The 25523-nt window shown below is 40.3% G+C and carries 22 protein-coding genes; 5 read left to right on the plus strand and 17 right to left on the minus strand.

Annotation, left to right across the window (positions count from 1 at the left end; translation table 11 throughout):
- Window position 1: 1 nt before the first annotated feature.
- The 4 genes from GARC_RS06340 to lrp all read right to left on the minus strand — a co-directional run bounded on the left by GARC_RS06340 (window position 2) and on the right by lrp (window position 5020).
- A complete protein-coding gene (locus GARC_RS06340; RefSeq protein WP_007617994.1) occupies window positions 2-1357 on the minus strand; it encodes a replication-associated recombination protein A in 1356 nt (451 codons plus the stop codon).
- Between the two features lie 2 nt (window positions 1358-1359).
- Window positions 1360-1989, minus strand: coding sequence for an outer membrane lipoprotein chaperone LolA (gene lolA / locus GARC_RS06345; protein ID WP_007617996.1), 630 nt, complete (start codon window positions 1987-1989; stop codon window positions 1360-1362).
- Between the two features lie 21 nt (window positions 1990-2010).
- The gene (locus tag GARC_RS27660; RefSeq protein WP_007617998.1) at window positions 2011-4422 is read right to left on the minus strand and encodes a DNA translocase FtsK; all 2412 of its coding nucleotides are present in this window, start codon (window positions 4420-4422) and stop codon (window positions 2011-2013) included.
- A gap of 112 nt (window positions 4423-4534) precedes the next feature.
- Window positions 4535-5020 carry a leucine-responsive transcriptional regulator Lrp gene (lrp, locus tag GARC_RS06355; RefSeq protein WP_007617999.1) on the minus strand — a complete coding sequence of 162 codons (486 nt, stop codon included), beginning with the start codon at window positions 5018-5020 and terminating at the stop codon, window positions 4535-4537.
- 126 nt (window positions 5021-5146) lie between these two features.
- Here lrp and ald point away from each other — a divergent pair, with 126 nt between their 5' ends.
- On the plus strand, window positions 5147-6280 hold the full coding sequence (ald, locus tag GARC_RS06360) for an alanine dehydrogenase (protein WP_007618001.1): 1134 nt from the start codon (window positions 5147-5149) through the stop codon (window positions 6278-6280).
- 13 nt (window positions 6281-6293) lie between these two features.
- Here the strand turns inward: ald and pyrF are convergent, their stop codons facing one another.
- The 9 genes from pyrF to gyrA all read right to left on the minus strand — a co-directional run bounded on the left by pyrF (window position 6294) and on the right by gyrA (window position 16852).
- Window positions 6294-7031 carry an orotidine-5'-phosphate decarboxylase gene (gene pyrF / locus GARC_RS06365; protein ID WP_007618003.1) on the minus strand — a complete coding sequence of 246 codons (738 nt, stop codon included), beginning with the start codon at window positions 7029-7031 and terminating at the stop codon, window positions 6294-6296.
- Window positions 7021-8190: a lipopolysaccharide assembly protein LapB gene (lapB, locus tag GARC_RS06370; RefSeq protein ID WP_039988917.1), complete on the minus strand. Its 1170-nt coding sequence runs from the start codon at window positions 8188-8190 to the stop codon at window positions 7021-7023. The genes pyrF and lapB overlap by 11 nt, the downstream gene beginning before the upstream one ends.
- Complete coding sequence (locus GARC_RS06375; protein ID WP_007618005.1) at window positions 8190-8462, minus strand: LapA family protein; 273 nt, start codon at window positions 8460-8462, stop codon at window positions 8190-8192. The genes lapB and GARC_RS06375 overlap by 1 nt, the downstream gene beginning before the upstream one ends.
- Window positions 8463-8634: 172 nt before the next feature.
- Window positions 8635-8925: an integration host factor subunit beta gene (ihfB, locus tag GARC_RS06380; RefSeq protein ID WP_007618006.1), complete on the minus strand. Its 291-nt coding sequence runs from the start codon at window positions 8923-8925 to the stop codon at window positions 8635-8637.
- A 116-nt stretch (window positions 8926-9041) separates the two neighbouring features.
- Window positions 9042-10712 (minus strand): 30S ribosomal protein S1, encoded by a 1671-nt coding sequence (gene rpsA, locus GARC_RS06385; protein ID WP_007618007.1) that lies wholly within the window; start codon window positions 10710-10712, stop codon window positions 9042-9044.
- 101 nt (window positions 10713-10813) lie between these two features.
- Entirely contained in the window at window positions 10814-11512 is a 699-nt protein-coding gene (gene cmk / locus GARC_RS06390) for a (d)CMP kinase (RefSeq protein ID WP_007618008.1), read from the minus strand.
- A 158-nt stretch (window positions 11513-11670) separates the two neighbouring features.
- The gene (gene aroA / locus GARC_RS06395) at window positions 11671-12951 is read right to left on the minus strand and encodes a 3-phosphoshikimate 1-carboxyvinyltransferase (protein WP_007618009.1); all 1281 of its coding nucleotides are present in this window, start codon (window positions 12949-12951) and stop codon (window positions 11671-11673) included.
- On the minus strand, window positions 12951-14036 hold the full coding sequence (gene serC, locus GARC_RS06400; protein WP_007618010.1) for a 3-phosphoserine/phosphohydroxythreonine transaminase: 1086 nt from the start codon (window positions 14034-14036) through the stop codon (window positions 12951-12953). Before serC ends, aroA begins: the two co-directional genes overlap by 1 nt.
- A 116-nt stretch (window positions 14037-14152) precedes the next feature.
- Window positions 14153-16852 (minus strand): DNA topoisomerase (ATP-hydrolyzing) subunit A, encoded by a 2700-nt coding sequence (gene gyrA, locus GARC_RS06405; protein ID WP_007618012.1) that lies wholly within the window; start codon window positions 16850-16852, stop codon window positions 14153-14155.
- Between the two features lie 286 nt (window positions 16853-17138).
- Here gyrA and ubiG point away from each other — a divergent pair, with 286 nt between their 5' ends.
- Window positions 17139-17855: a bifunctional 2-polyprenyl-6-hydroxyphenol methylase/3-demethylubiquinol 3-O-methyltransferase UbiG gene (gene ubiG / locus GARC_RS06410; RefSeq protein WP_007618014.1), complete on the plus strand. Its 717-nt coding sequence runs from the start codon at window positions 17139-17141 to the stop codon at window positions 17853-17855.
- Between the two features lie 247 nt (window positions 17856-18102).
- On the opposite strand, the gene GARC_RS27555 is transcribed toward ubiG, so the two are convergent.
- Entirely contained in the window at window positions 18103-18228 is a 126-nt protein-coding gene (locus GARC_RS27555; protein ID WP_007618016.1) for a hypothetical protein, read from the minus strand.
- 198 nt (window positions 18229-18426) lie between these two features.
- Here GARC_RS27555 and nrdA point away from each other — a divergent pair, with 198 nt between their 5' ends.
- From nrdA to yfaE, 3 genes are all read left to right on the plus strand, one after another.
- Window positions 18427-20742 (plus strand): class 1a ribonucleoside-diphosphate reductase subunit alpha, encoded by a 2316-nt coding sequence (gene nrdA / locus GARC_RS06415; protein WP_039988920.1) that lies wholly within the window; start codon window positions 18427-18429, stop codon window positions 20740-20742.
- Between the two features lie 64 nt (window positions 20743-20806).
- Complete coding sequence (gene nrdB / locus GARC_RS06420; RefSeq protein ID WP_007618021.1) at window positions 20807-21937, plus strand: class Ia ribonucleoside-diphosphate reductase subunit beta; 1131 nt, start codon at window positions 20807-20809, stop codon at window positions 21935-21937.
- A 19-nt stretch (window positions 21938-21956) separates the two neighbouring features.
- A complete protein-coding gene (gene yfaE / locus GARC_RS06425; RefSeq protein ID WP_007618023.1) occupies window positions 21957-22223 on the plus strand; it encodes a class I ribonucleotide reductase maintenance protein YfaE in 267 nt (88 codons plus the stop codon).
- 80 nt (window positions 22224-22303) lie between these two features.
- Here the strand turns inward: yfaE and GARC_RS06430 are convergent, their stop codons facing one another.
- The 3 genes from GARC_RS06430 to dapA form a co-directional block, all read right to left on the minus strand.
- On the minus strand, window positions 22304-23407 hold the full coding sequence (locus GARC_RS06430; protein ID WP_007618025.1) for a phosphoribosylaminoimidazolesuccinocarboxamide synthase: 1104 nt from the start codon (window positions 23405-23407) through the stop codon (window positions 22304-22306).
- A 100-nt stretch (window positions 23408-23507) separates the two neighbouring features.
- A complete protein-coding gene (gene bamC, locus GARC_RS06435) occupies window positions 23508-24629 on the minus strand; it encodes an outer membrane protein assembly factor BamC (protein WP_007618027.1) in 1122 nt (373 codons plus the stop codon).
- Between the two features lie 9 nt (window positions 24630-24638).
- On the minus strand, window positions 24639-25520 hold the full coding sequence (dapA, locus tag GARC_RS06440; RefSeq protein ID WP_007618030.1) for a 4-hydroxy-tetrahydrodipicolinate synthase: 882 nt from the start codon (window positions 25518-25520) through the stop codon (window positions 24639-24641).
- Window positions 25521-25523 lie beyond the last annotated feature (3 nt).

The following is a 25523-nucleotide window of genomic DNA, read 5'->3' on the forward strand; positions in this document are numbered from 1 at the left end:
ACTATCTGTACCTTTGCTCTGTGCTGTGCAAATCTAGCTCTTTTAAAAATTTCAATTTTTCTTGGAGCTTTTTTTCTAGCCCACGATTGCTGGGTTGATAATATTGGGTATCACGGAGTTCCTCAGGAAAATAGTTTTCTCCCGCAGCGTAGGCGTGGCTCTCATCATGGGCATAACGGTATTCTTTACCATAACCTAAGTCTTTCATCAGGCTAGTAGGTGCATTTCTTAGATGTTCTGGTACAGCGCTGTCAGGCGTGTCTTTTGCGTGTGCAACAGCTGCTTTAAATGCCACATAAACGGCATTACTTTTTGCGGCACTAGCACAATACAAAATTGCTTGGGCAATCGCCCTTTCACCTTCAGCGGGTCCAACCCGTTGAAATATATCCCAGGCATTAAGGCATATTTGCATAGCCCGAGGATCAGCGTTACCAATGTCTTCTGTGGAAATGGCCAATAAACGCCTAGCCACATAAAGTGGGTCGCATCCGGCCACTAACATACGTGCATACCAGTACAGTGCAGCATCGGGCGCTGAACCACGTACTGATTTATGAAAAGCTGAAATCAAATCGTAAAACTGGTCACCATTTTTATCATATTGTGCGACCTTTTCGCCTACTGCGAGTTTTACCATTTCTACCGTTAGGGTTTTGTTTACAGAGTCTGTTGGCAAGAAGTCAGCGCTGAGCTCTAAATAATTTAATAAACGTCTTGCATCACCTGCTGCCATATCAATCAGCATAGACTTGGCGTGGTCGTCTAAGGTGATATCAGTCAACCCTAAACCACGTTCTTTATCGGTTAAGGCTTGGGTTATTACATCACTGAGATCTTCTTTACTTAAGCCCTTAAGGACATAGACTCTTGCTCTGGATAACAAGGCATTATTGAGTTCAAAAGAAGGGTTTTCGGTAGTCGCACCAATAAATGTCACTGTGCCATCTTCGATATAAGGCAAAAATGCATCTTGTTGGCTTTTATTAAAACGGTGTACTTCGTCTACAAACAAAATAGTGCGTTGTTGGTGCTGACTGGCGTAATGTTTAGCGTTGTCTATTGCGTTGCGAATGTCCTTAACACCACTACTAACAGCCGATAATCGTTCGATATGAGCTTGGCAATGATTGGCCACTAACTCTGCTAAGGTTGTTTTGCCTGTTCCTGGCGGCCCCCACAAGATCATTGAATGGCATTGACCACGCAACAGAGCAGCTCTTAAAGGTTTATCTGGACCAATGATATGTTGCTGACCAAAATACTGTTCTATCACTTGAGGACGCATACGAGCTGCTAAAGGTGCGAACTGTGCAACCGAGTTTGGTGTATCAGCAAAGTCAAATTCTGCGGTCATAGTTATCGCTGATCGTCCAGTTCATACCCTTCGGGCATCACAAAAATAAAGGTATTAGCTGGTAATGGTTTATTTTGTTTTATATCGCTGAAAGACAAGACACTTTTTTGTTGTTGCCCATCTTGGCTTTCAAGCTCTACTAAGAGGTCACCATTAAAGACTAAACGTAATGACTCTATTCCACCATTTAGTTCAAGTGGCGTAATGATAAATTGGTTATCTGATTGACTGACAGTAAATTCTTGCCATTTACTGCTATCTGGATTGGTTAACAATATGAGTGGATTGTTATCTAGTGCCACATCTGCACTGTTAACCACCACTTGCTCTAAAAAAGGATCAACATTCCAAATATTATCGCCATCAGCCAATAACACACTTTCGTTAGGTTCAAACAGCTCCCAATATAACTTGTTGGGTTGTTGTAACACTATTCGCCCAGAGGCTTGTTGTAGTAATGTATTTTCAATATCGACTACTGTTTGAGTAAAATTAGCCTGATAGGTTGCAAGCAAAGACAACTTAACTTTCAACTGTTGTTTAGCATCCATATCTGCTGCAAATGTGTATGTACTGGTTATTAACACTGCGGTTAATAACCACAGTTGTTTGAGCTGGGTAAGCTTGTTCATTTATGATTACTTCTTGTTGGGTTAATCTCTAGGGGCTGCAGCGGCTAAAACTTCGCGGTTGCCATTATGCCCAGGTGAAGTTACGACGCCACTTTGTTCCATTTGTTCCACTAGTCGCGCTGCACGATTGTAACCAATTCTGAATTTTCGTTGTACGCCTGATACCGACGCCCTTCTACTCTCAGTTACAAAAGCGACGGCTTCATCATAGAACACATCATATTCTTGATCTGAGTCTTCTGACTGCTCGCCCGGTAACAGGATTTCGGCACTAGCATCGCCGTTCAAAATTTCGTCAATGTATTGAGGTGCACCACGTTTTTTCCAATCAGCAACAACTGCATGCACTTCGTGATCATCCACAAAGGCTCCATGAATACGCGTTGGCACGCCGGTTCCAGGTGGCAAATACAACATATCCCCAGCTCCTAAAAGAGCCTCTGCGCCACCTTGGTCGAGGATAGTTCTAGAATCAATTTTAGAAGACACCTGAAACGCAATACGGGTTGGAATATTGGCTTTAATTAAACCGGTAATTACATCTACAGAAGGCCTTTGTGTTGCCAAAATCAAGTGAATACCAGCAGCACGGGCTTTTTGGGCAATACGTGCAATTAACTCTTCGACCTTTTTGCCTACAATCATCATCATGTCGGCGAATTCATCTACCACTACTACTATGGCTGGTAGTTTCTCTAAGATAGGCGCCACAGTTTCCATACTTTCTTCAAACTTCCACAATGGATCGCGGATCGGTTCACCGGCTTCAATCGCATTTAGCACTTTGGTGTTATAACCTTTTAGATTCCTAACCCCAAGAGCAGACATCAATTTATAGCGGCGCTCCATTTCACCCACGCACCAACGTAATGCGTTAGCCGCTTCTTTCATGTCTGTTACTACTTCTGCTAATAAATGAGGAATGCCTTCATAAACTGACAACTCCAACATTTTTGGGTCAATCATGATCATACGTACATCTTCAGGCGTTGATTTGTACAACAGGCTTAAGATCATCACGTTGACACCAACAGACTTACCCGACCCAGTAGTACCAGCTACTAACAGATGAGGCATTTTCGCCAGATCCACTACAACAGGTTTGCCAGAAATATCCACACCTAACACCATAGTTAATGGTGATTCAGAAGATTGGAATACATCCGCGCCGATCACTTCACTTAGACGCACCATATCGCGTTTTTTATTTGGTAATTCCAGACCAATAACAGATTTACCGGGAATAACTTCAACCACACGTACCGAAATAGCTGACATAGAGCGCGCTAAATCTTTAGATAAAGTAGTAATTTTGCTGACTTTGACACCGGGTGCTAAGTCCATTTCAAAACGTGTAATAACAGGGCCTGGATACACACCAACCACTCTTGCTTCGATATTAAAGTCGGCTAGTTTGGACTCGAGTAAACGAGAGACAATTTCTAATTCTTCTGGGGTGATGGGATTCTTAATTTTATCGGCTCGTTCCAGAAGGTCAAATGACGGCATAGCTCCCTGCTCTACATCATCAATGACTTCCGATTCAGATACTGATACCGAAACTGATTCAGAATGCGGATCTGTAATAACAGGCTCAATTTTGGGTGATTTCCTCGAAAGGCTAATTTTTCTCTTTAACTCGCTGATGGAAACCGGGCTTTTCTTCGTAGCTTCTGGTTCATCTAAAATACTTTGCGGCACAACAGGCTCTGCTGAATATCCTTGGTTGTTTTGTTGCTCAAAACTAATGTTTTCGGAGTCCCTACCCCAAACATTATTATCGGCAGAAGCTAAAGCGTCCGGCTCTGCTTTTTTAAAGTTTAACAGTGGAATTGATGACCCTTTGATTTTAGCGGGTGTGTGATAAATAAAGCGGCTGATACCTATAGCCAATTCACCAATTTTATCCACAATAACAACCCAGGAAACTCCACTTAATAAGGTAAAGCCGGTACAGAAAAAACACAGCAATAAGAGGGTTGTACCTACCATACTAAAATAAGGTATCAGCGATGAACTCAGCACATCACCCACCATGCCGCCAGCAGTATAATTATGAATATCTTCCACATTCAGGCTTAACAACCCAGTCGCACCTAATACTAATAGGATAACGCCTATCAGCCTTAAGCCTATGGTGAGGTAATCTATCTCTAGTAAGGTTTTGGTTTGCTGAAATAAAAACCAGCCTAAAAATGCGCAACAAAATGGCAAACTATAAGCGAAACTACCTAAGGTAAAAAACAAGATATCAGCAAACCAAGCACCAATAGGCCCTACCCAGTTATGCACATCACTTTGCAATCCGGCTTGACTCCAACCGGGATCAGCAGGATGAAAAGACGCCATAGCGAGCAATATAAAAAACGCGAAGACACAACTAATAATCATGCCTACTTCCATAATTCTTTGAATGCCTGTGAGTCGCGCCATATAAATAGTTGTCTTTTCTTAATTTTTATTCAAGTAGGAGCATAAGATACCAGTGCAGTCCTAAAAATCCTAGTTTGCTGATACCTACCGCTCGCAAATTAATCAATACTGGTTATTTAAGACTAATCTTAACCCGAGTGGACTCTTTTATCTCTTCCATCACCACATAAGTTCTGGACTCACCAACTCCTGGTAACCGCAATAATGTATCACCAAGCAACTTCCGGTAACTTGACATATCGGCAACCCGAGCCTTAAGTAAAAAGTCAAAATTTCCTGAAACTAGATGACATTCTTGAATATCTTCAAGCTTACGTACCACAGCAGAAAATTCTTCGAACATATCTACCGATGTTTTTGTTAAAGTAATTTCCACAAAAACTAACATGGCAGCACCCAACAAAGAAGGATCAACTCGGGCATGATAACCAGTGATATAACCTTGAGTTTCAAGCCTTTTAACTCTTTCTAAACAAGGGCTTGCGCTCAATCCTATTTTACTGGCTAATTCAGAATTAGTAATTTTTCCATTTTTTTGCAACTCAATAAGGATATTTCTATCGATCCGGTCAAGATGTTTTGGCGTTTTTATTAACATAGAATATTTTGCAAAATGACAATTTAGAAAAATATTATACTTTTGAACCGCTGAATACCCAACAACTTACTTTAATTTTTCACATATACTTTTTTCTTCAAAATATCCTTATAAGTGAAGTCAGTTATGTTAATCGGCGTACCAAAAGAAATTAAGAACCATGAATACAGAGTGGGTTTAACCCCTGCAGCAGTCAAAGAATTTGTGCATCACTCACACCAAGTATGGGTAGAAACCCAAGCAGGACATTCCATTGGTTTTACCGACGAGCAATACATTGCAGCCGGTGCTGAGATAATTGCTACCCCAGAAGCTATTTTCGCCAAAGCCGATATGATAGTGAAGGTCAAAGAACCACAACCTAACGAATGTAAAATGTTGCGTCCAGGACAGACTTTATATACCTACCTACATTTGGCTCCCGATCCTGTGCAAACTCAATTATTAGTAGCGTCAGGTGCAACCTGTATCGCCTACGAGACAGTGACAGATAACAGAAATACACTACCACTTTTGGCTCCTATGAGTGAAGTAGCGGGTAGAATGTCGGTTCAAGCTGGCGCACACTATTTAGAAAAAGCCCAAGGTGGTAGCGGTACTTTGTTAGGTGGTGTACCAGGCGTTGCGCCAGGTAAAGTAGTGGTTATAGGTGGTGGCGTGGTAGGTTTAAACGCAGCAAAAATGGCAATGGGCCTAGGTGCTGATGTCACTATATTAGATAAGTCATTGAATCGTTTACGTGAACTAGATGATATTTTTGAAGGCAGGTTAGCCACAGTATTCTCTACTGCAGAAGCCATTGATTATTATACCTCTAGAGCAGACCTAGTCATTGGGGCGGTATTAGTACCAGGTGCGGCGGCTCCTAAGTTACTTAATAGAGAACATATCAAAAATATGAAACCTGGCTCAGTAGTTGTGGATGTTGCCATAGATCAAGGTGGATGTTTCGCAACATCTAAGGCCACCACTCACCAAGATCCGGTTTATATAATTGATGAGGTTGTACATTATTGTGTAGCCAATATGCCAGGTGGTGTAGCACGAACAGCCACTATGGCACTCAATAATGCAACGCTTCCTTTTGGACTAGCGTTAGCGAATAAAGGCCCTAAACAGGCCATGTTAGATGATGCTCATTTATTAAATGGTTTGAATGTACATCAAGGTAAAGTGACTTATAAAGCGGTTGTAGACGCTTTAGGCCAAGAGCTTAACCTTGAGTATATGGATGCAAAAACGGCGTTAGAAACTTTATAATAAGTTGATGACTCTATAGGATTATAGAGTTATTGATCTCAATTAATGTATTGAGTGGGTCGGCTGATTGGGTAATCGGTCGACCTATTACTAAATAGTCAGAGCCCGCTAGAATGGCTTGTTTAGGTGTCATCACCCGTATTTGATCACCTTTAGCTGAGCCTTCAGGACGAATTCCTGGTGTAACTAATTTAAAACTTTCAGAAATACTAGATTTAAGTAAGCTAGATTCTTGCGCTGAACACACTACTCCGTCTAAACCGCAGTTAGATGTCAATTTAGCTAGCTTCAACACTTGTTGCTCGGGCGTGGAGTCAATACCAATAGCCTTTAATTGTTGTTGATCCATGCTGGTTAACACTGTGACAGCAATCAAAAGAGGCTTGTTAGCAGCATACTTTTCTAAGCTTTCTCTGGCATATTCCATCATTTTAGGGCCGCCTGATGCATGTACATTAAGCATCCACACTCCTAAGTCTGCAGCAGCTTGGCAAGCCTTAGCCACAGTATTAGGGATATCGTGAAATTTTAAGTCTAGGAAAACATCGTAATTTTTATCTACAAGACCTTTTACAAAACTAGGCCCAAAGTGAGTGAACATTTCTTTACCCACTTTTAATCGACACAATTGTGGGTCAAGCTTCTCAACAAAGGCTTCAGCTTGGTTTAATTGGTCAAAATCAAGTGCCACTACAATTTTTGGATCTATTTTAATATTGCTCACGCCACTATTTATCAAACTACTCTCCATCTAAGCCTTTAATTGGTTTAACCACTCCCCATTTTTTACATGACGGACATAACCAGTGAATTTTGCTACCGGCAAACCCACAACTATGGCATTTATATTTAGGGCGCTGATTTATTTGCTCTTCTACTAACTCTTTAATCAAAACCAAACTATTGGTCGATTGCTCATGATCTTGCAAATCAATGTACAAACCCATTAAGGTTCTGAAGCCTTTCATGGTGGGGTGTTTTTTCAACTGCTCTAACAACACTTCTGCTGCATTTACCACGTCACCGTCTTTGGCCATAAGTTTGACCTTAGCCAAATAGGCAGTAGCACATTGCTGCCAGTATTCATCTAATACTTTATTTAGTTTTACGCGGTCATTCAATTGCTCGGCACATTCCTCGATTAAAGGCACCGCCTCACTTAACCAACTCACATCACGACTAGGAATTTCGCTCAAACAATCAATAGCCTCATCGTACTTTTGTTGTTGCATGGCAATCTCACCTAACAAAAGCCATGGACGAACAGCCTTTTCATCAGCAATGACCGCTTTTTTGAGATTTCCTTGGGCTTCAATTAAGCTATTGTTTTTTATCTCAATGCTGGCCTGTTCGCAATAAAAGTGTGCCACTCGGGTGCATAACTCATCACTGTCACCACCGGCACCAATCATTTGTTCAGCTAACTCAATGGCTCTTGGCCATTCTTTGGTTGTTTGATAAATATTGAACAATTGCACTTGAGCATTAAGAAAATGTTTTTGGCTATTTAATAACTGTAAAAATGCATTTTCTGCACGCTCTAAAAAACCAGCTAGAATGTAGTCTCGGCCCAATTCATATAAGGCAGACTCGCGTTGTAGGGCTGAAATTTGCTCTTTACTGACCAAGTTTTGATGGACTCTAATAGCCCGATCAAGCTCGCCTCGGTGCCTGAAAAACTTGCCCATTGCGATATGTGTTTCAACCGTATCACTGTCCAAATCAATCATTTTAATCAGGGTATCAACCGCTTTATCGGGCTCATCAGAAAGCAGAAAGTTAAGGCCTCTATAATAATGTTTGGCCAATATACTCGAATGTCTCTGTTGCGCTTGACGGGCACTGTTACGCCCCATGACCCAACCATATCCGGCGGCAACTGGTAATAATAGAAAGAGAAGTTCTAACATTATGTAACGTTAGTAGGCTGTGAAAGTTTTTTGTTTTTGCGCTCTAGACTGCTAATACGCCACTTTAATCGCAATATGTAGCCGATAATCAGTATTACCGAGAATATAACGCCTAAAGAGAATGTCACGGCCAATAACACAGACATACGCATTTCTGTTTCGGCCAATATATAGTTTATCGATATGAGGTGACTATTCTGCGAACCAATAAACCCAGCAACAACAAGCATTAACAACATAAAGAGTAATAACAATAATCCTTTAATTTTCATTTAGCCCCCTTTGGGATGTCTAATCTAAAATGACTTTGATTGTTAGCTTGGTTTCGAATACAGCTTTGATTGCTCAATGTGGTCTACAAATTGAAGTGAAATAACATTGTGTTAACTCTAACAAAAACGGCACCCTAATTGGAGTGCCGTTTTTAAAAATATTACTAAAAGATCAACTAACTAGACTTTCGTTGACTCTTTCTCGCAATTCCTTGCCTGGTTTAAAATGTGGAACGTACTTACCATCAAGTTTCACAGTTTCACCGGTTTTAGGATTACGACCAACACGTGGTGCACGATAATGTAAAGAAAAACTACCAAAACCTCTGATTTCAATACGCTCACCTTTTTGTAAAGTTTGCGCCATCTGTTCTAGCATTTCTTTTATCGACAGCTCCACATCTTTGGCAGGAACCTGACGCATTTTATCGGCCAGTCTTTCTATAAGTTCTGACTTGGTCATTAGGTAAACTCTCCGTCAATCAAAAAAGCTGTTAGTACCGATAATAAGCGCGTTAAATTATTTGTCAAAACTATTCAAGTTTCAAAAATAACTAACACGCTTGCTTGTGACGTCAATTAGTCGCTTTTAGCCGCTTTAAATGCATCAGCAAAAGCGTTAGTGAAACTAACTTCTTCTTGTTGATTCACTTTATCTAACGCGTCTTTTTCATCTGCATGGTCTTTTGCTTTAACAGATAAGTTAACGATACGATTCTTACGATCAACGCCCATAAATTTGGCTTCAATTTCAGTATCAACGCTAACTACTGTTGATGCATCTTCAACACGGTCACGTGCTAAATCACCAACGCGGATATAACCTTCAACTTCTTCACCAAGTTTAACGGTAACGCCTTTAGCGTCAACTGCAGTAACCATTCCAGTTACTATAGTACCTTTCTTAGTATCAGCGATGTATTGGTTGAACGGGTCTTCTTCAATTTGTTTAACACCAAGAGAGATACGTTCACGCTCTGGATCAACTTGAAGAACAACAGCAGATATTTCGTCGCCTTTCTTATAGTCACGAACCGCTTCTTCGCCAGTCTTATTCCAAGAGATATCAGACAAGTGAACTAGACCATCTATGCCGCCATCAAGACCGATGAAGATACCGAAATCAGTGATAGATTTGATCTTACCGCTAACTTTATCGCCTTTGCTTTGTGCTTTAGCGAATTCTTCCCAAGGGTTAGGAATACATTGTTTAAGGCCAAGAGAAATACGACGACGTTCTTCGTCAATTTCAAGCACCATAACTTCGCAAACATCACCAAGGTTAACAACTTTAGATGGGTGAATGTTTTTGTTAGTCCAATCCATTTCTGAAACGTGAACCAAACCTTCAACACCGTCTTCGATTTCTACGAAACAACCGTAATCAGTAAGGTTAGTTACTGCACCGCTTAATTTAGCGCCTTCAGGGTAACGGTTTGCAATTTCTTGCCAAGGATCGTTGCCCATTTGTTTCATACCAAGAGAAACACGAGATTTTTCTTTATCGAATTTTAATACTTTAACGTTGATTTCGTCACCAACATTAACGATTTCACTTGGGTGCTTAACACGTTTCCAAGCCATATCTGTGATGTGTAGAAGACCATCTACGCCACCTAAGTCAACAAACGCACCGTAATCCGTAAGGTTCTTAACGATACCTTTAACTTCATGACCTTCCTCAAGGTTAGCAAGAAGCGTATCACGCTCAGCACTGCTTTCTGCTTCGATAACAGCACGACGAGAAACAACAACGTTGTTACGTTTAGCATCTAGTTTGATAACTTTAAATTCTAATTCTTTACCTTCAAGATGAGTCGTATCGCGAACAGGGCGTACATCTACTAATGAACCAGGTAAGAAAGCGCGAACAGTGTTCACTTCAACCGTAAAGCCACCTTTAACTTTACCGTTAATAATACCTATGATGGTTTCTTTTTCAGTGTAAGCTTTTTCTAATTCTACCCAAGCTTCGTGGCGTTTCGCTTTTTCGCGAGATAAAATTGTTTCACCGAAACCATCTTCAATGGCGTCCAAAGCAACATCAATTACATCACCGACAACAACATCTAGCTCGCCTTCGGCGTTTCTAAACTGTTCAACAGGGATAGCACTTTCAGACTTAAGACCAGCATCAACAAGTACGATATCTTTATCAATTGATACGATAGTACCTTTAACGATAGAGCCAGGGCGGGTTTCAATTACTTTTAAACTTTCTTCGAATAGATCAGCAAAATTTTCAATCATAGTGTTTTAATAAGTTTCTTTTTGACATCCACGTTACAATCCAGTGAGCGCGGGGTTGTTATTCATAACCAAATCATCCTAACTTGGCAGGCTTTTACTACTTAACTATTTACTGAAGTAGAGTTATTAGTTAGTTTCTCTTCAATAAACATTTCAATCTTTTCAAGCACTTGTTCTATATTCAATTTAGTTGAATCAAGAATTAATGCATCTTTTGCTGGCACTAAAGGGGCAACAGTTCGATTTGCATCTCGCTCGTCACGGGCTTTTATGTCATCCAAAAGGCGCAGTATGCTAACATCATGTCCCTTATCTTTCAACTGCTTAAAACGTCTATCGGCACGCTCTTCGGCACTAGCAGTTAAAAATATTTTTACCTGAGCTTCTGGAAAAACGACTGTGCCCATATCTCGTCCATCTGCCACTAAACCTGGCGCTTCTTTAAAACCTCTTTGGCGTCTGAGTAAGGCTTCTCGAATGGCAGGTAACGAAGCTATTTTTGAAGCAGTCGCACCGACTTCTTCAGTTCGAATAGTATCGCTAACATCTTCACCCTCTAAGATCACTCTGACACCATTATCTGTGGTTTCGAAGTTTACATCTAACCCTGACGCTAATGGCAACAAGCCTATTTCATCATCGGCTGGAATTTGATGATGCAGTGAAGCAACAGCCAAAACACGGTAAATGGCTCCACTATCTAAAAAGTGCCAACCCAATTTTTTAGCCAATAGAGTGCTGGCCGTTCCCTTACCTGCGCCGCTTGGTCCGTCTATGGTGATGACAGGTTCTGTGTACATGCGCTCTCCTGAGCTTAAGAAAATCGGGCGCAATTATACGGATAGATGCTAGATAAGCAATGACACTTAGGTTACAAATTTTTAACCTGAGATATGTGGCCGTTAAAATCTATATGAATCAAGGGGCAAACGCCCCATATATCAATTCAACTAAATATTTACTTACAAATAGTGGCAAACCTATCAAAATAGTCTGGAAATGTTTTAGCCGTGCAACCGGGATCATTGATTGTGACTGCAGTGTCACTTAAGGCAACTAATGAGAAACACATAGCAACACGGTGATCATTATATGTATCAATCTCAGCATGTAACAACTGCTGCGGCGGTGTAATAGTAATAAAGTCTTCACCTTCCTCAACTGTCGCACCTACTTTTCTAAGTTCACAGCTCATAGCAGCTAAACGATCAGTTTCTTTTACTCGCCAGTTGTAGATATTTCTAATTGACGTAGTACCAGTAGCAAAAAGCGCAGTGGTAGCAATAGTCATAGCAGCATCTGGAATATGATTCATATCTAAATCAACCGCTGTTAATGGTGCACTGGTGACTTCAATAAAGTCATCTTGCCAATTCACTTTTGCACCCATTTGTTCCAATACTTCAGCAAAACGAATATCACCTTGAATACTGTTTTTGCCAATGCCTGTGACTCTGACAGTACCGCCTTTAATTGCTCCAGCCGCTAGAAAATAGGAGGCTGAAGAGGCGTCACCTTCCACCATAAAATGTCCAGGTGATTGGTATTGTTGCTGCCCTTTTACCACAAACTGTTGGTAATTTTGATTTTCAACATTAATACCAAACTGCGCCATAGTGTGTAGCGTAATATCAATATAGGGTTTAGATACCAAGTCACCACTGATCACAATAGTGGTATCGTTCTCGAACAAAGGAGCGCTCATCAACAAAGCCGTTAAAAACTGACTAGATACGCTGCCATCTACTGTGACACTGCCGCCTTTCAGAGCATGACCTTTAATCGATAAAGGGGGATACCCCGCATTTTTTAAATAATCTATGTCTGCCCCAGCTTGCAGCAAAGAGTCGACTAAAGCACCAATAGGACGCTCTTCCATGCGTGGTTCACCTGTCAACTCAAACTCACCTTGGCTGCATGCAAGAGCTGCACAAAGTGGTCGCATAGCCGTACCTGCATTACCTAGGAATAGAGTCACAGGTTCAGGCACATTAAACACACCAGCATTACCTGTTACCCAACACTGAGTTTTACATTCAGATAAACGATAACTGACATTCAATTTAGTCAGAGCATTGAGCATATGGTGAATGTCTTCACTGTCTAATAAATTAGTAAGATGAGTTTCACCATTGGACAGTGCAGCGAGCAGCAACGCACGGTTAGACAAACTTTTTGAACCTGGTACATTTACCGTTCCGTCGACCTTACTAATAGGTGAAAGATGTAATTGATCCATTATTTGTGTCTCCTTGCGAAATCTCGCATAAATTCAGTTAGCGCTACAACACCTTCGATGGGCATAGCATTATAAATACTGGCGCGCATACCACCTACATTACGGTGGCCTTTAAGGGCGGTTAATCCAGCTTGTTCAGATTCTGTGATAAAAATAGCGTCCAAATCCGGATTAGGAAGATGGAAAGTTACATTCATTTTTGAACGGAAATCTGGGTGGACTTTATTGACATAAAAGCCACTTTCATCAATACATTCATATAAAAGTACCGCTTTTTCAGCATTTTTTTGAGCAATACTTGCAACCCCACCTTGCTCCTTAAGCCATTTAAAGACCAAACCAGCTAGATACCATGAATATGTAGGCGGTGTATTGTACATAGATCCATAATTAGCCATGGTTTGATAATGCAAAAACGTTGGGGTTTCTGGCATAGCAAAATTTAATAAATCATCTCTAACAATCACCACAGATAAACCAGATGGCCCGATATTTTTCTGTGCACCAGCATAAATGATCCCGAATTTGCTGACATCTATTGGCTTAGATAAAATATTAGAAGACATATCCGCCACCAAAGGCACATCGCCACAATCTGGGATCTCATTAATTTCTATGCCATCTACTGTTTCATTTGAACAATAATGAAAATAGGCACTATTTTGATCAATTTGTGCTGCTGTAATACTAGGGACAGTGCATAACCCGTCCTGCATCACCACTTTACCCACCACATTGGTTTTCAAAAACTTGCTGGCTTCTGTTATTGCACCTTCAGACCAAGAGCCTGTTAGCAAAAAATCGGCTGAATCGCCTCTTTCTCGTAAATTCATAGGAACAGAAGAAAACTGCCCTCGCCCGCCGCCTTGAGCAAACAATACTTTGTAATTGTCAGGCACACAAAGTAGATCACGTAAGTCCTGCTCTGCAGTTTCAGCTAAGGCGATATATTCTTTGCTGCGATGACTAATTTCCATCACAGAACGGCCCATAGATTGCCAATCCAAAAACTCTGCTTGCGCTTGTTGCATCACAGCTGCGGGTAACATGGCGGGACCGGCACAGAAGTTATAAATTTTTGTCATTTTTCTACCAAAAAAAACGAGCGGCATCAGCCACTCGTTATTGTTTTTATTTATGAGTATTAGCACTCATAAATTAGTAAGTTTCCATATTTTTCAATATAAAAAATTGGACTCACTTATTCGTCTTTGTTTTCTTCAGCGTTGTCATCAGAGATGTCGTCTGTGCTTTCAACCGCACTAGCTTCAATCACTTCAGCTTCTTCGCCTTCGATTAACTCGCCTTCAGGCACTTCGATTTCATCAATACGCTGTAAACCAACAACATGTTCACCTTCAATGGTACGTATTAAACGCACACCTTGAGTGTTACGGCCAACAGTTGAGACTTCTTCAACATGAGTTCTAACCAACGTACCTTGGTCACTGATAAGCATGATTTCATCGCTTTCGTTAACCTGTACTGCACCAACAACTTTACCGTTACGCTCAGATACTTTAATAGATACCACACCTTGAGTCGCACGACTCTTAGCAGGGTAATCGGCAACTGGAGTACGTTTACCAAAGCCATTTTCAGTGGCCGTCAAAATAGCACCATCACCTTTAGGTACAATCAAGGATATAACTTTTTGTCCGTCTTTTAAGCGAATACCACGTACACCTGTAGCGGTTCTACCCATAGGACGTAACGCCAGCAACTCTTCACCAGTTTCAGGATCAAGTTTGACATTACCAGTTTCTGCTTCACGTTGTTTTTCGTTAAAACGTACGACTTTACCCGCATCAGAGAACAACATAATGTCGTCATCACCATGAGTGATATCAACACCAATCAATTCATCCCCATCATTCAAATTAACGGCGATAATGCCGTTAGCTCTTGGACGAGAGTATGAGGTTAATGCTGTTTTCTTCACTGTACCGTTAGCCGTAGCCATCAATACGTACTTACCTTCTTCAAATTCTTGAATAGGCAAAATAGCGGTGATACGTTCGTTTTCTTCAAGAGGAAGAATATTCACTATTGGACGACCACGAGCGTTTCTGCTGGCAAGAGGTAATTGATACACTTTTAACCAATACAAACGGCCACGTGTAGAGAAGCACAGAATGTGATCATGGGTGTTAGCGACTAATAACTTCTCAATGAAATCTTCATCTTTCATCTTGGTAGCAGATTTACCACGGCCACCACGGCGTTGTGATTCATAATCATTCAATTTTTGATACTTAACATAACCTTCACGAGATAAGGTCACTACTACTTCTTCTCGTTCAATTAAATCTTCGATATCAATATCGTGGGAAGCTGCGGTAATAACAGTACGACGAGGGTCGCCGTATTCATCACGTACTTTTTCAAGCTCTTCACGAATGATTTCCATCAAACGTTGTGGGCTATTTAGGATGTGTAATAACTCAGCGATAATTTCAAGTAACTCTTTGTATTCAGACAATATTTTGTCGTGTTCCAAACCAGTTAGTTTGTTCAAACGTAGGTCAAGTATGGCTTGTGCTTGTTGTTCCGTTAAATAATACAGTCCATCACGTATACCGTACTCTGGCTCTAACCAATCAGGACGTGCTGCATCGTTACCAGCACGTTCCAGCATCTCAGCTACATCACCTAAAGACCAACCTTGAGCTGTCAAAGATACTTTGGCATCCGCTGGGCTTTTTGAAGCTTTGATCATCGCAATGATAGGGTCGATATTAACCAGTGCAATGGCCAAACCTTCTAGGATATGAGCACGCTCACGAGCCTTTTTGAGTTCGAACACAGTACGTCTGGTGACGACTTCACGGCGATGCAATATAAAGGCCTTTAAGATATCCATCAAGTTAAATATCTTCGGCTGAGTCTTATCTAGCGCCACCATATTGATCCCAAATACGGTTTGTAATTGAGTTTGTGAATATAGGTGGTTTAACAATACTTCTGCAGATTCGTTGCGTTTCACTTCAACAACAATACGCATTCCGTCTTTATCAGACTCATCACGCAGCGCAGAAATACCTTCAATTTTTTTCTCTTTAACCAAATCGGCGATTTTTTCAATTAATCGCGCCTTGTTCACCTGGTAAGGGATCTCATGAACAATAATGGTTTCTTTACCGTTATCTTCAGTTTCAATTTCTGCACGGGCACGCATATAAATTTTGCCGCGACCAGTGCGATAGGCCTCTTCGATGCCCTTTCTGCCACTTATAAATGCAGCAGTCGGGAAATCTGGCCCTGGAATATGTTCAATTAATTCTTCGATAGTGATGTCAGGGTTATCAACCATGGCGATACAACCATTAACCACTTCGGTTAGGTTGTGTGGCGGTATATTAGTCGCCATACCTACCGCAATACCTGAAGAACCATTGATCAATAAATTAGGAACTCTGGTTGGCAAAACGTTAGGAATAAATTCTGATTCGTCGTAGTTAGGTACAAAATCAACGGTTTCTTTTTCTAAATCAGCCAATAACTCGTGGGCGATTTTTGACATGCGAATTTCGGTATAACGCATAGCCGCGGCTGAATCACCGTCGACCGAACCAAAGTTACCTTGGCCATCGACCAACATATACCTAAGCGAGAAAGGCTGAGCCATACGTACAATAGCTTCATAAACAGCTGAATCACCATGAGGGTGATACTTACCTATTACGTCACCAACCACACGGGCAGACTTTTTATAAGGTTTGTTAAAATCGTTTTTCAATTCGTTCATGGCGAATAAAATCCGGCGATGAACCGGCTTTAAACCATCTCGAACATCAGGCAGCGCCCTGCCAACAATAACGCTCATCGCATAGTCGAGATAAGAGTTTTTAAGTTCTTCTTCTATATTAATCGGAAGAATTTCATGGGCGTGTTCAGTCATATACAGCCTTGTCCCTAATCGTTATTATTAGAATATTAATTAAGCAAAATTTGTTTGGTCAATTTTAAGCTAGAAATTAAAATTAAATTTACGTTTTTACCTAAATTTATCTTTCTTTTCAACCGCTCGATTCTATCACCAACGAATTAAAATAAATAGCCGGAAGTCGCTCATATAGTGCGCAATCAAACTGTATATACCCACATCTGCGATTTTATTTGTTCAATTTGTAGATTAAGATAGCCACTGTTTTAAGTAAGAATGATAACTAGGCCAAATAATCAACATGCAAAACACGCAAAATGTCGACCATAACGAAATCCAAAAATTTTCTGAGTTAGCCTCAAGATGGTGGGATCTTGCGGGTGAGTTCAAACCGTTACATCAAATCAATCCTTTAAGAACAGATTATATCCAGCAGCATTGTGATGGCTTGTCGGACAAAAAAGTATTAGATGTAGGCTGTGGTGGTGGCATTTTGGCTGAGAGCATGGCGCGTCATGGCGCACAAGTAACGGGTATAGACATGGGTGAAGCACCTTTAGAAATAGCCCGTTTACATGGTTTAGAGTCTGGTTTAACGGTAGATTACCAACAAACAACAGCTGAGGATTTTGCCGATAAATATCAAGCTCAGTTTGATGTAGTCACTTGTATGGAGATGTTGGAGCACGTACCTGACCCTAGTTCTGTGGTGAATGCTTGTTATAGATTAGTTAAACCCGGCGGACATGTGTTTTTTTCTACCTTAAATAGAAATATCAAATCCTACCTGATGGCCATAGTAGGAGCTGAATATATATTAGGTTTAGTCCCTAAAGGCACCCACCAACATGATAAGTTTATTAAACCCTCAGAATTAATCTCTTGGATAGATGACACCCAGCTGTTAGTACAAAGAATGATTGGATTGCATATGAACCCTATTAGCCAAGAGTATTATTTATCGGATCAAAACGTTGACGTTAATTATATTATCCATTGCCAGAACAGCGACAAATAGATGCCATACCAATTAGTGTAATTGCCCAATATGCTTATATCTCAGATATGCAACAAACTGAAAAATCGGATCTAGACCTTAACATTCATAGCCCTAGCGATTTGTTGACTTACTTTTAAACCAACAAATCGAAGGAAGTTTAGTGGAAAACACGACATCTAGTGTTTTTAGCTCAATTTTACCCCTATATATCGATAAATGATAAACCGTATTTTTTTACATTAAAAAAGTTTAATAAAAAAATATCCTAAATATTGTCTTGCATTTCTAATAAACGAAACTCAAAAGGCGCTTTTAGGTGAGTCACTACTAACCTTTTTTTAATTGCACCAAGTTCGAACATAAAACCACCACATGTTGGGTTGCATTGCATCAAAAACCTCACTATCTTGTGTTCTGTTGATTACGAAAACACAATCAAAACCAAAAAGTAAAATAAGATATGTGTTTGCATAAAATCTTCGGATCAACAAACATAAAGGGCTTAGGGGTAAGCAACTCTAACGATGCATTTTCGCGCTAAATTAAAGTCACTTATACGACTTAATATAATAAAGTAACGGCTAAAAATATGATGAACAATTTATACGTCACCAAACGTACTGGCGAACGTGAGATTATTGACTTGGAAAAAATCCATAAAGTAATCGAATGGGCAGCCAAAGGATTAAATAACGTTTCAGTTTCACAAGTTGAAATAAAAGCACATATTCAATTTTACGATGGTATTAAAACTGCTGATATCCACGAAACACTTATACGCTCTGCCGCCGATCTTATATCAACAGATTGTCCTGACTATCAATATTTAGCCGCGCGATTAGCCATATTTCATTTACGTAAGAAAGCTTATGGTCAATTTGAGCCACCATTATTAAAAGACCATGTTAAAAGCATGGTAGATAAAGGTAAGTACGATCAGCATTTATTGAAAGATTATAGCGATGCAGAATTCGATGAAATGAACGAATACCTCGATCATTGGCGAGATATGGACTTCAGTTATGCAGCAGTGAAGCAACTCGAAGGTAAATACTTAGTTCAAAACCGTGTAACGGGTGAAATCTACGAAAGTGCACAGTTCTTATATATATTAGTAGCAGCTTGTTTGTTTGCTAATTATGAAAAAGACACACGTATGGACTACATTAAACGTTTTTATGATGCTACGTCTAAATTTAAAATTTCCTTGCCCACGCCTATAATGGCAGGTGTTAGAACCCCTACTCGTCAATTTAGCTCTTGTGTATTAATTGAAGCCGGTGACAGCCTAGACTCCATTAATGCCACAGCCAGCGCCATAGTAAAATATGTTAGCCAACGTGCAGGCATTGGTGTTAATGCTGGACGTATTCGTGCATTAGGTAGCCCTATTCGTGGCGGTGAAGCTTTCCATACTGGTTGTATCCCTTTTTACAAGCACTTTCAAACAGCTGTTAAAAGCTGTTCACAAGGTGGTGTGCGCGGTGGTGCAGCCACTTTGTTTTACCCTTTATGGCATTTAGAAGTTGAATCACTGTTGGTTTTGAAAAATAACCGTGGTGTGGAAGAAAACCGGGTACGTCACTTAGACTACGGTGTGCAATTCAATAAGTTGATGTATACCCGTTTGATCAAAGATCAGCATATTACCTTATTTAGTCCATCGGACACTCCTGGCCTTTACGACGCGTTTTTTGCTGACCAAGATGAGTTTGAGCGTTTATATGTGCAATACGAACAAGATGAAAGCATTCGTAAAAAACAAATAAAAGCCATTGAATTATTTAGCCTATTTATGCAAGAGCGCGCCAGTACTGGGCGTATTTATTTGCAAAATGTGGATCACTGTAATACTCACAGCCCATTTAATCCTAAATTAGCTCCGGTTCGTCAAAGCAATTTGTGTTTAGAAATAGCCCTACCCACTAAACCTCTACAACATGTTAATGACGAGAACGGCGAAATAGCCTTATGCACTTTGTCAGCATTTAACTTAGGTGCGATTAAAAGTGTTGATGAGTTTGCTGAATTGTCTGACTTAGCCGTGCGCGCATTGGATAACTTATTAGATTATCAAGACTATCCTGTTCCAGCAGCACTAAACGCCACTATGGGTCGTCGTACCTTAGGTATAGGTGTGATTAACTTTGCTTATTATCTGGCGAAAAATGGTGTGAAATATTCAGACGGTAGCGCTAATGGCTTAGTACATAGAACCTTCGAAGCCATGCAATATCACTTAATGAAGGCATCTTGTAATTTAGCCAAAGAAAAAGGCGCTTGTCCTAAATTTAATGAAACCACTTATTTCCAAGGCCTAATGCCAATTGATACCTATAAAAAGGATCTAGATAAAGTTTGTGACGAGCCGCTACATTGTGACTGGGATTCACTCAGAGCTGACATTAAACAATACGGCTTACGTAATAGTACGCTGTCGGCTTTGATGCCCTCAGAAACATCGTCGCAAATATCCAATGCCACCAACGGCATTGAGCCACCACGTGGACATATTAGTATTAAATCCAGTAAAGATGGCGTGCTAAAACAAGTAGTGCCTGAATACGAAAGACTCAAAGATAAATACGAGTTGTTATGGGATTTACCTTCAAACGAGGGTTACCTGCAATTGGCGGGGATCATGCAAAAATTTGTTGATCAAACCATTTCAGCCAACACAAGTTACGACCCAAATAAGTATGAAGGCGGCAAAGTACCCATGAAGTTACTACTTCAAGACTTGCTGACCAGCTACAAACTCGGGGTGAAAACCTTGTATTACCATAATACTCGTGATGGAGCGGACGACGCGACCCAACAAGAACTGACTAGCCAAAAATTTGTGCCAAAAGAAGTGGTAATTGAAGAAGATGATGATTGTGCCGGCGGCGCTTGTAAAATATAAATTTAGAAGGCTGCTTAGGCAGCTTTTTTTGAGCAGTTTGAATTCTTAATGGCAACCATAATTAATGAAATATACAACTTTTAATCAAGTAAATAATAATCCACTGTTAGAACCGATGTTTTTCGGCAACCCAGTCAATGTGGCGCGTTATGATCAACAAAAGCACCATATTTTTGAAAAGTTGATCGAAAAACAAATTAGTTTTTTTTGGCGTCCCGAAGAAGTTGATGTCAGTAAAGACAGGGTCGATTTTCAAAAATTAAGTGACTCAGAAAAGCACATTTTTATCTCTAATTTGAAATATCAGACATTGCTTGATTCAATTCAAGGAAGAAGTCCGAATATCGCTTTTTTGCCGATTATTTCTATTCCAGAGTTAGAAACTTGGGTTGAAACTTGGTCGTTTTTTGAAACTATTCACTCGCGCTCATACACACATATTTTACGTAATCTATTTGGTGATCCTAGTAGCATTTTTGACGATATAGTTGAAAATGAAGAAATTAAGAAACGTGCTGCTGATATCTCGAAATATTACGATGATCTCATTTTTGCGACCCAGTTGTGGCAAACCTTAGGTGAAGGTACACACACCATTAAAGGTGAAACGCATGTCATCACTATGCGTGAGCTTAAGAAAAAACTTTATCTATGCATGAACTCAGTTAATGCCTTAGAAGCCATTCGTTTCTATGTATCTTTTGCTTGTACCTTTGCGTTTGCAGAGCGTGAATTGATGGAAGGAAATTCAAAAATAATTCGTCTAATTGCCCGTGATGAAAACTTACATCTCACCTCTACTCAGCATGTTTTGAACCTATGGGCTAAAGGCAAAGATGATCCAGAAATGGCTGAAATCGCTGAGGAATGTAAAGAACAAGCCACACAAATATTTCTTAATGCCGTAGAGCAAGAAAAAGAATGGGCCGGATTTTTGTTTCAACACGGTTCCATGATTGGACTCAACAAAGAAATTTTATGTCAGTACGTTGAATTTATTGCTAATCATCGTATGTCGGCTATAGGCTTAGGCCAACCATTTGACATTAAGAACAATCCTCTTCCATGGATGAATAACTACCTGAGCTCCGACAACGTCCAAGTTGCACCTCAAGAGTCTGAGATCAGCTCATATTTAGTGGGGCAAATTGATTCCGAAGTGAATTCCGATGATTTTGGTGATTTTGACTTATAAACTTTGATCTATAAATAAAATGAGTAAAAACACTTCCAGTTTTATGGTGGAAATTAAACACCATAAAACTGTTCAGCATCAGCCAAACAAGACCCTACTAGAAAGTATTGAGCAGCATGTTGAAATTCAATACCATTGCCGCGAAGGATATTGTGGTGCATGCAGAACTAAGCTGTTAAAAGGTGAAGTGGAGTATCAAACGGATCCATTAGCCTTTATCGAAGACGATGAAATCCTACCCTGTTGCTGCTTCCCAATTAGTCCCATAAATATTGAGATTAGTTAACCTTTTTACGGGATAAGTAAGCTATATTTGCCCAACAGAACTAACATAAAATTGCCCTGCCAACCAATCAAGCAACACTATCAATCAATTAACTGGTAATTTTTCTTTAATATTTGGATAATTTCTGCTTTAGGATTTTTACTCATTGTGAGTGTTTGACCGGTGATTTTTTCTGCAATATCGACATAAGTCTTAGCAACCTGCATTAATACTTCTGGGGGTAACGCGTTGTCAGTAGCTAATTTTTGGCGCTCAGGCATGCGGTTTTTGTTTAGCAAAATATCAGGATCTGGGAAATGACTAAGCAATAATTGACGAAATCCTTCCTTAGAGTTTTCGACCACACGGCCTTGAGCATATTGCTGCGCATCCCAAATTCGTGACGAATCTGGCGTGCCCACTTCGTCCATGTAGATCAACTTGTTATTGCCATCTAAGTCTTTGACATAACCAAATTCAAATTTGGTATCCACAAATACTTGCCCAAGCTCAGCCAAATTCTGACTTATCAGCGCAAAACCTTCGGTTAAGAGGTTTTCATATAGTGACACATCACTTTGATTTTCAAAGTTAAATGCTAAGTAATTGTCGAGAATATTTTGTCGCGTAATATTCACATCGTCGGCTTCAGGCACATTCGGGATACCCTTTAATATACCTTTAGTGGAAGGTGTCATAAGTAAGTTAGTTAATTTACTATCTTGGCTTAGGCCCTCTTCAAGCTGAATACCACAAAAATCCCTTTCGCCTTTTTCATAAGCGCGCCACATTGAGCCAGTAATATATTGACGACAAATAGCTTCAATCAATACAGGTTTAGCTTTTTGAACTATCCACACAAAAGGATGTGGAATATCGAGTATATGACTGTCAGCTAAACCTTGTTGTTTAAACAACTTAAACCAGTGATTAGAAATGGCATTTAAAGCAGCACCTTTGCCTGGCACGCCTAACATGCCACCTTCACCGTGCCATATGCAATCAAAGGCTGAGATACGGTCACTGATGACCATTATGGCCAATGGTGTGTCACTGGGCACCGGATAGGATTTTTCTTCAATTAGACGACGACTATCTTGCGCAGTTAACCAATAAACAGAGCGTACTTTACCGCTATGCACGGGAAGATCAGTACGAATAGGCAGGTCATTGTTGACCGATAAAATTGAATCCGCAATCGACATACAATGCCAACTCCTTAATGTGAAGAATCTACCAAGCTTGGATGCTGTTTATTTTGAATAATATCTCCTCTGGCCGCCTTAGTAGCCAGAGGAAAATAGCTTATATATCTAAGTCGTCAGCCGACATTGTTTTTGAAAATGTGGGATACAAATCGGTTATCTTTTTAACTGGGAAGGGCTTGCTCTCACTATCTAATAATGTGACAGACGTTTTTTCACCCGCAGCCGCCACTTTGATTCGATATTCTTCGGTATCTAACTCAAACTTATTTTTATCGTCCGACCAAATATTGCTCCACCAACCGTCTTCTGAGCCATTGTATTTAACAAACAATAGACCGTTAGACTTATCAAAATCTTTGACATCAAAACCTAACTTTCTCAATACAAGTAACAATCTAGGCCAAGTGATCTCGTAATCGGCACTAACAACAAAAGCAGGCTCGCCGTCACTATCAAAGCCTAATTCCATAGGTAAACCTTCACGGATCTGACGATAACGTTTAACGTTTGCGACTTGTGTTTCAAATTCATAGTTCTTCACTACTCTATTGAGAACGTCGACTTCATTACGTCTTTTATCCTTAGCTTTTACTATTTCAGTACTTTGAGCATCTATTTTTTCCTTATATTCAACCAACTCAGCACTGAGTGCCGCCGATCGTCCATGAGGCTTTTTAACTAATGTGAATTCAAAACGTTGACCAACAGTACGTTCTGATTTAGACCAGCTATACCATTTATTATCTTTGCTTTCGTCCATCACCATCCAGTCAGTGATCAAACGTTGCTGCTCTTTGTCAAACATCTTGACGCCAATGCCTTCAGTCTCTAAAAAGCGGATCAATGAATTCCAGACTGTAGTATCTAAAGGTAAGCTATCATCCACTTGGTCAAACCAAACAGTGGCATTTTTTGAGCCGTCTTCTATATGCGAGCCCGCCACAACCGGCAAGACCAATGAAGGCGACAGCACACTCATTTTTTTGCCCATGGCAGTTAATGGTGCGTTTTCACCTAAGTCGGGGAGTTTATAGGCATCATTAAAATTAGGTTTGTCCATATCCTCTGGAATTTTTAATTTTTGCCCAGGTTGTTCTTTGACATAATCAAATGAACCACTGGCGATTTCTCTTTCTTCTAATGAACTACAAGCGGTTAACAGAGTGGCAGTTATCACAGTGGCTGCCATCAAACCGATTGATTGAAATTTATAGGTCATGCTATCTCCTTAAGATAATACGCCAGAACTGCGCATGACTTGTTCGATATGTTTTTGGCTAGCTAGTTCCGATTCAACTAAAGGTAATCGTAAAAAAGCTGAATTAGTCAGCCCCATTTTATGCAAAGCCCACTTAGGTAACACTGGATTCGGCTCGATAAACAAAGCGCTATGTAACTCGGCAATTTGTTTATCTATTTTTTGCGCCAACTGGAAATCCTTGGCCAAAGCAGCATTACACATATCAGCAATTTGTTTAGGCACAATATTAGCAGTCACAGAAATCACCCCATGACCACCATTTGCCAGAAACTCACAACTAGTTAGGTCATCACCGCTTAATAATACAAAATCGTCTGAGACAAGTTTCTGCATAGCCTTTAAGCGTGTTATGTCACCTGTAGCATCTTTTAAACCAACAATCTTAGGATGCGTGGCTAACTCTGCCACTGTTTCAGGCAACATATCAGCTACAGTGCGGCTGGGTACGTTGTACAACAATACCGGTAAGTCGGTCGCATCAGCAATGGCAGTAAAGTGCGCCACCATGCCTTTTTGTTGTGGCTTATTGTAATAAGGTACAACACTTAAAAATCCTTCAATGCCAGTACCTGACATTTGTTCGCTCAAGAAAATGGCCTCTGAGGTAGAGTTCGCGCCACTTCCTGCAATAACAGGTATTCTCCCCTGAGCATATTCAACTGTGCGTTTGACCACTTCAATATGTTCTGAAAACGGTAAAGTCGCAGACTCCCCAGTGGTACCAACAGACACTATGCCATGAGACCCATTTTGAATATGAAAATCAACGAGCGTCTGCAATGACGGATAATCTATTTGCCCGTTATCATGCATTGGCGTAATTAGCGCCACAAAACTGCCAGTAAACATGTG

Origin of the sequence: Paraglaciecola arctica BSs20135, assembly GCF_000314995.1 — a bacterium.
Lineage (GTDB): Bacteria > Pseudomonadota > Gammaproteobacteria > Enterobacterales > Alteromonadaceae > Paraglaciecola > Paraglaciecola arctica.

What these genes read in the sequence shown, in the direction of transcription:
- lrp (WP_007617999.1), bottom strand. Translation starts at nt 5,020, where the DNA reads ATGTTAATAAAAACGCCAAAACATCTTGACCGGATCGATAGAAATATC.
- GARC_RS27660 (WP_007617998.1), bottom strand. Translation starts at nt 4,422, where the DNA reads ATGGCGCGACTCACAGGCATTCAAAGAATTATGGAAGTAGGCATGATT.
- bamC (WP_007618027.1), bottom strand. Translation starts at nt 24,629, where the DNA reads ATGACCTATAAATTTCAATCAATCGGTTTGATGGCAGCCACTGTGATA.
- ald (WP_007618001.1), top strand. Translation starts at nt 5,147, where the DNA reads ATGTTAATCGGCGTACCAAAAGAAATTAAGAACCATGAATACAGAGTG.
- serC (WP_007618010.1), bottom strand. Translation starts at nt 14,036, where the DNA reads ATGACAAAAATTTATAACTTCTGTGCCGGTCCCGCCATGTTACCCGCA.
- GARC_RS06430 (WP_007618025.1), bottom strand. Translation starts at nt 23,407, where the DNA reads ATGTCGATTGCGGATTCAATTTTATCGGTCAACAATGACCTGCCTATT.
- aroA (WP_007618009.1), bottom strand. Translation starts at nt 12,951, where the DNA reads ATGGATCAATTACATCTTTCACCTATTAGTAAGGTCGACGGAACGGTA.
- yfaE (WP_007618023.1), top strand. Translation starts at nt 21,957, where the DNA reads ATGAGTAAAAACACTTCCAGTTTTATGGTGGAAATTAAACACCATAAA.
- lolA (WP_007617996.1), bottom strand. Translation starts at nt 1,989, where the DNA reads ATGAACAAGCTTACCCAGCTCAAACAACTGTGGTTATTAACCGCAGTG.
- nrdA (WP_039988920.1), top strand. Translation starts at nt 18,427, where the DNA reads ATGATGAACAATTTATACGTCACCAAACGTACTGGCGAACGTGAGATT.
- gyrA (WP_007618012.1), bottom strand. Translation starts at nt 16,852, where the DNA reads ATGACTGAACACGCCCATGAAATTCTTCCGATTAATATAGAAGAAGAA.
- ihfB (WP_007618006.1), bottom strand. Translation starts at nt 8,925, where the DNA reads ATGACCAAGTCAGAACTTATAGAAAGACTGGCCGATAAAATGCGTCAG.
- GARC_RS06340 (WP_007617994.1), bottom strand. Translation starts at nt 1,357, where the DNA reads ATGACCGCAGAATTTGACTTTGCTGATACACCAAACTCGGTTGCACAG.
- nrdB (WP_007618021.1), top strand. Translation starts at nt 20,807, where the DNA reads ATGAAATATACAACTTTTAATCAAGTAAATAATAATCCACTGTTAGAA.
- GARC_RS27555 (WP_007618016.1), bottom strand. Translation starts at nt 18,228, where the DNA reads ATGCAATGCAACCCAACATGTGGTGGTTTTATGTTCGAACTTGGTGCA.
- dapA (WP_007618030.1), bottom strand. Translation starts at nt 25,520, where the DNA reads ATGTTTACTGGCAGTTTTGTGGCGCTAATTACGCCAATGCATGATAAC.
- GARC_RS06375 (WP_007618005.1), bottom strand. Translation starts at nt 8,462, where the DNA reads ATGAAAATTAAAGGATTATTGTTATTACTCTTTATGTTGTTAATGCTT.
- pyrF (WP_007618003.1), bottom strand. Translation starts at nt 7,031, where the DNA reads ATGGAGAGTAGTTTGATAAATAGTGGCGTGAGCAATATTAAAATAGAT.
- ubiG (WP_007618014.1), top strand. Translation starts at nt 17,139, where the DNA reads ATGCAAAACACGCAAAATGTCGACCATAACGAAATCCAAAAATTTTCT.
- cmk (WP_007618008.1), bottom strand. Translation starts at nt 11,512, where the DNA reads ATGTACACAGAACCTGTCATCACCATAGACGGACCAAGCGGCGCAGGT.
- rpsA (WP_007618007.1), bottom strand. Translation starts at nt 10,712, where the DNA reads ATGATTGAAAATTTTGCTGATCTATTCGAAGAAAGTTTAAAAGTAATT.
- lapB (WP_039988917.1), bottom strand. Translation starts at nt 8,190, where the DNA reads ATGTTAGAACTTCTCTTTCTATTATTACCAGTTGCCGCCGGATATGGT.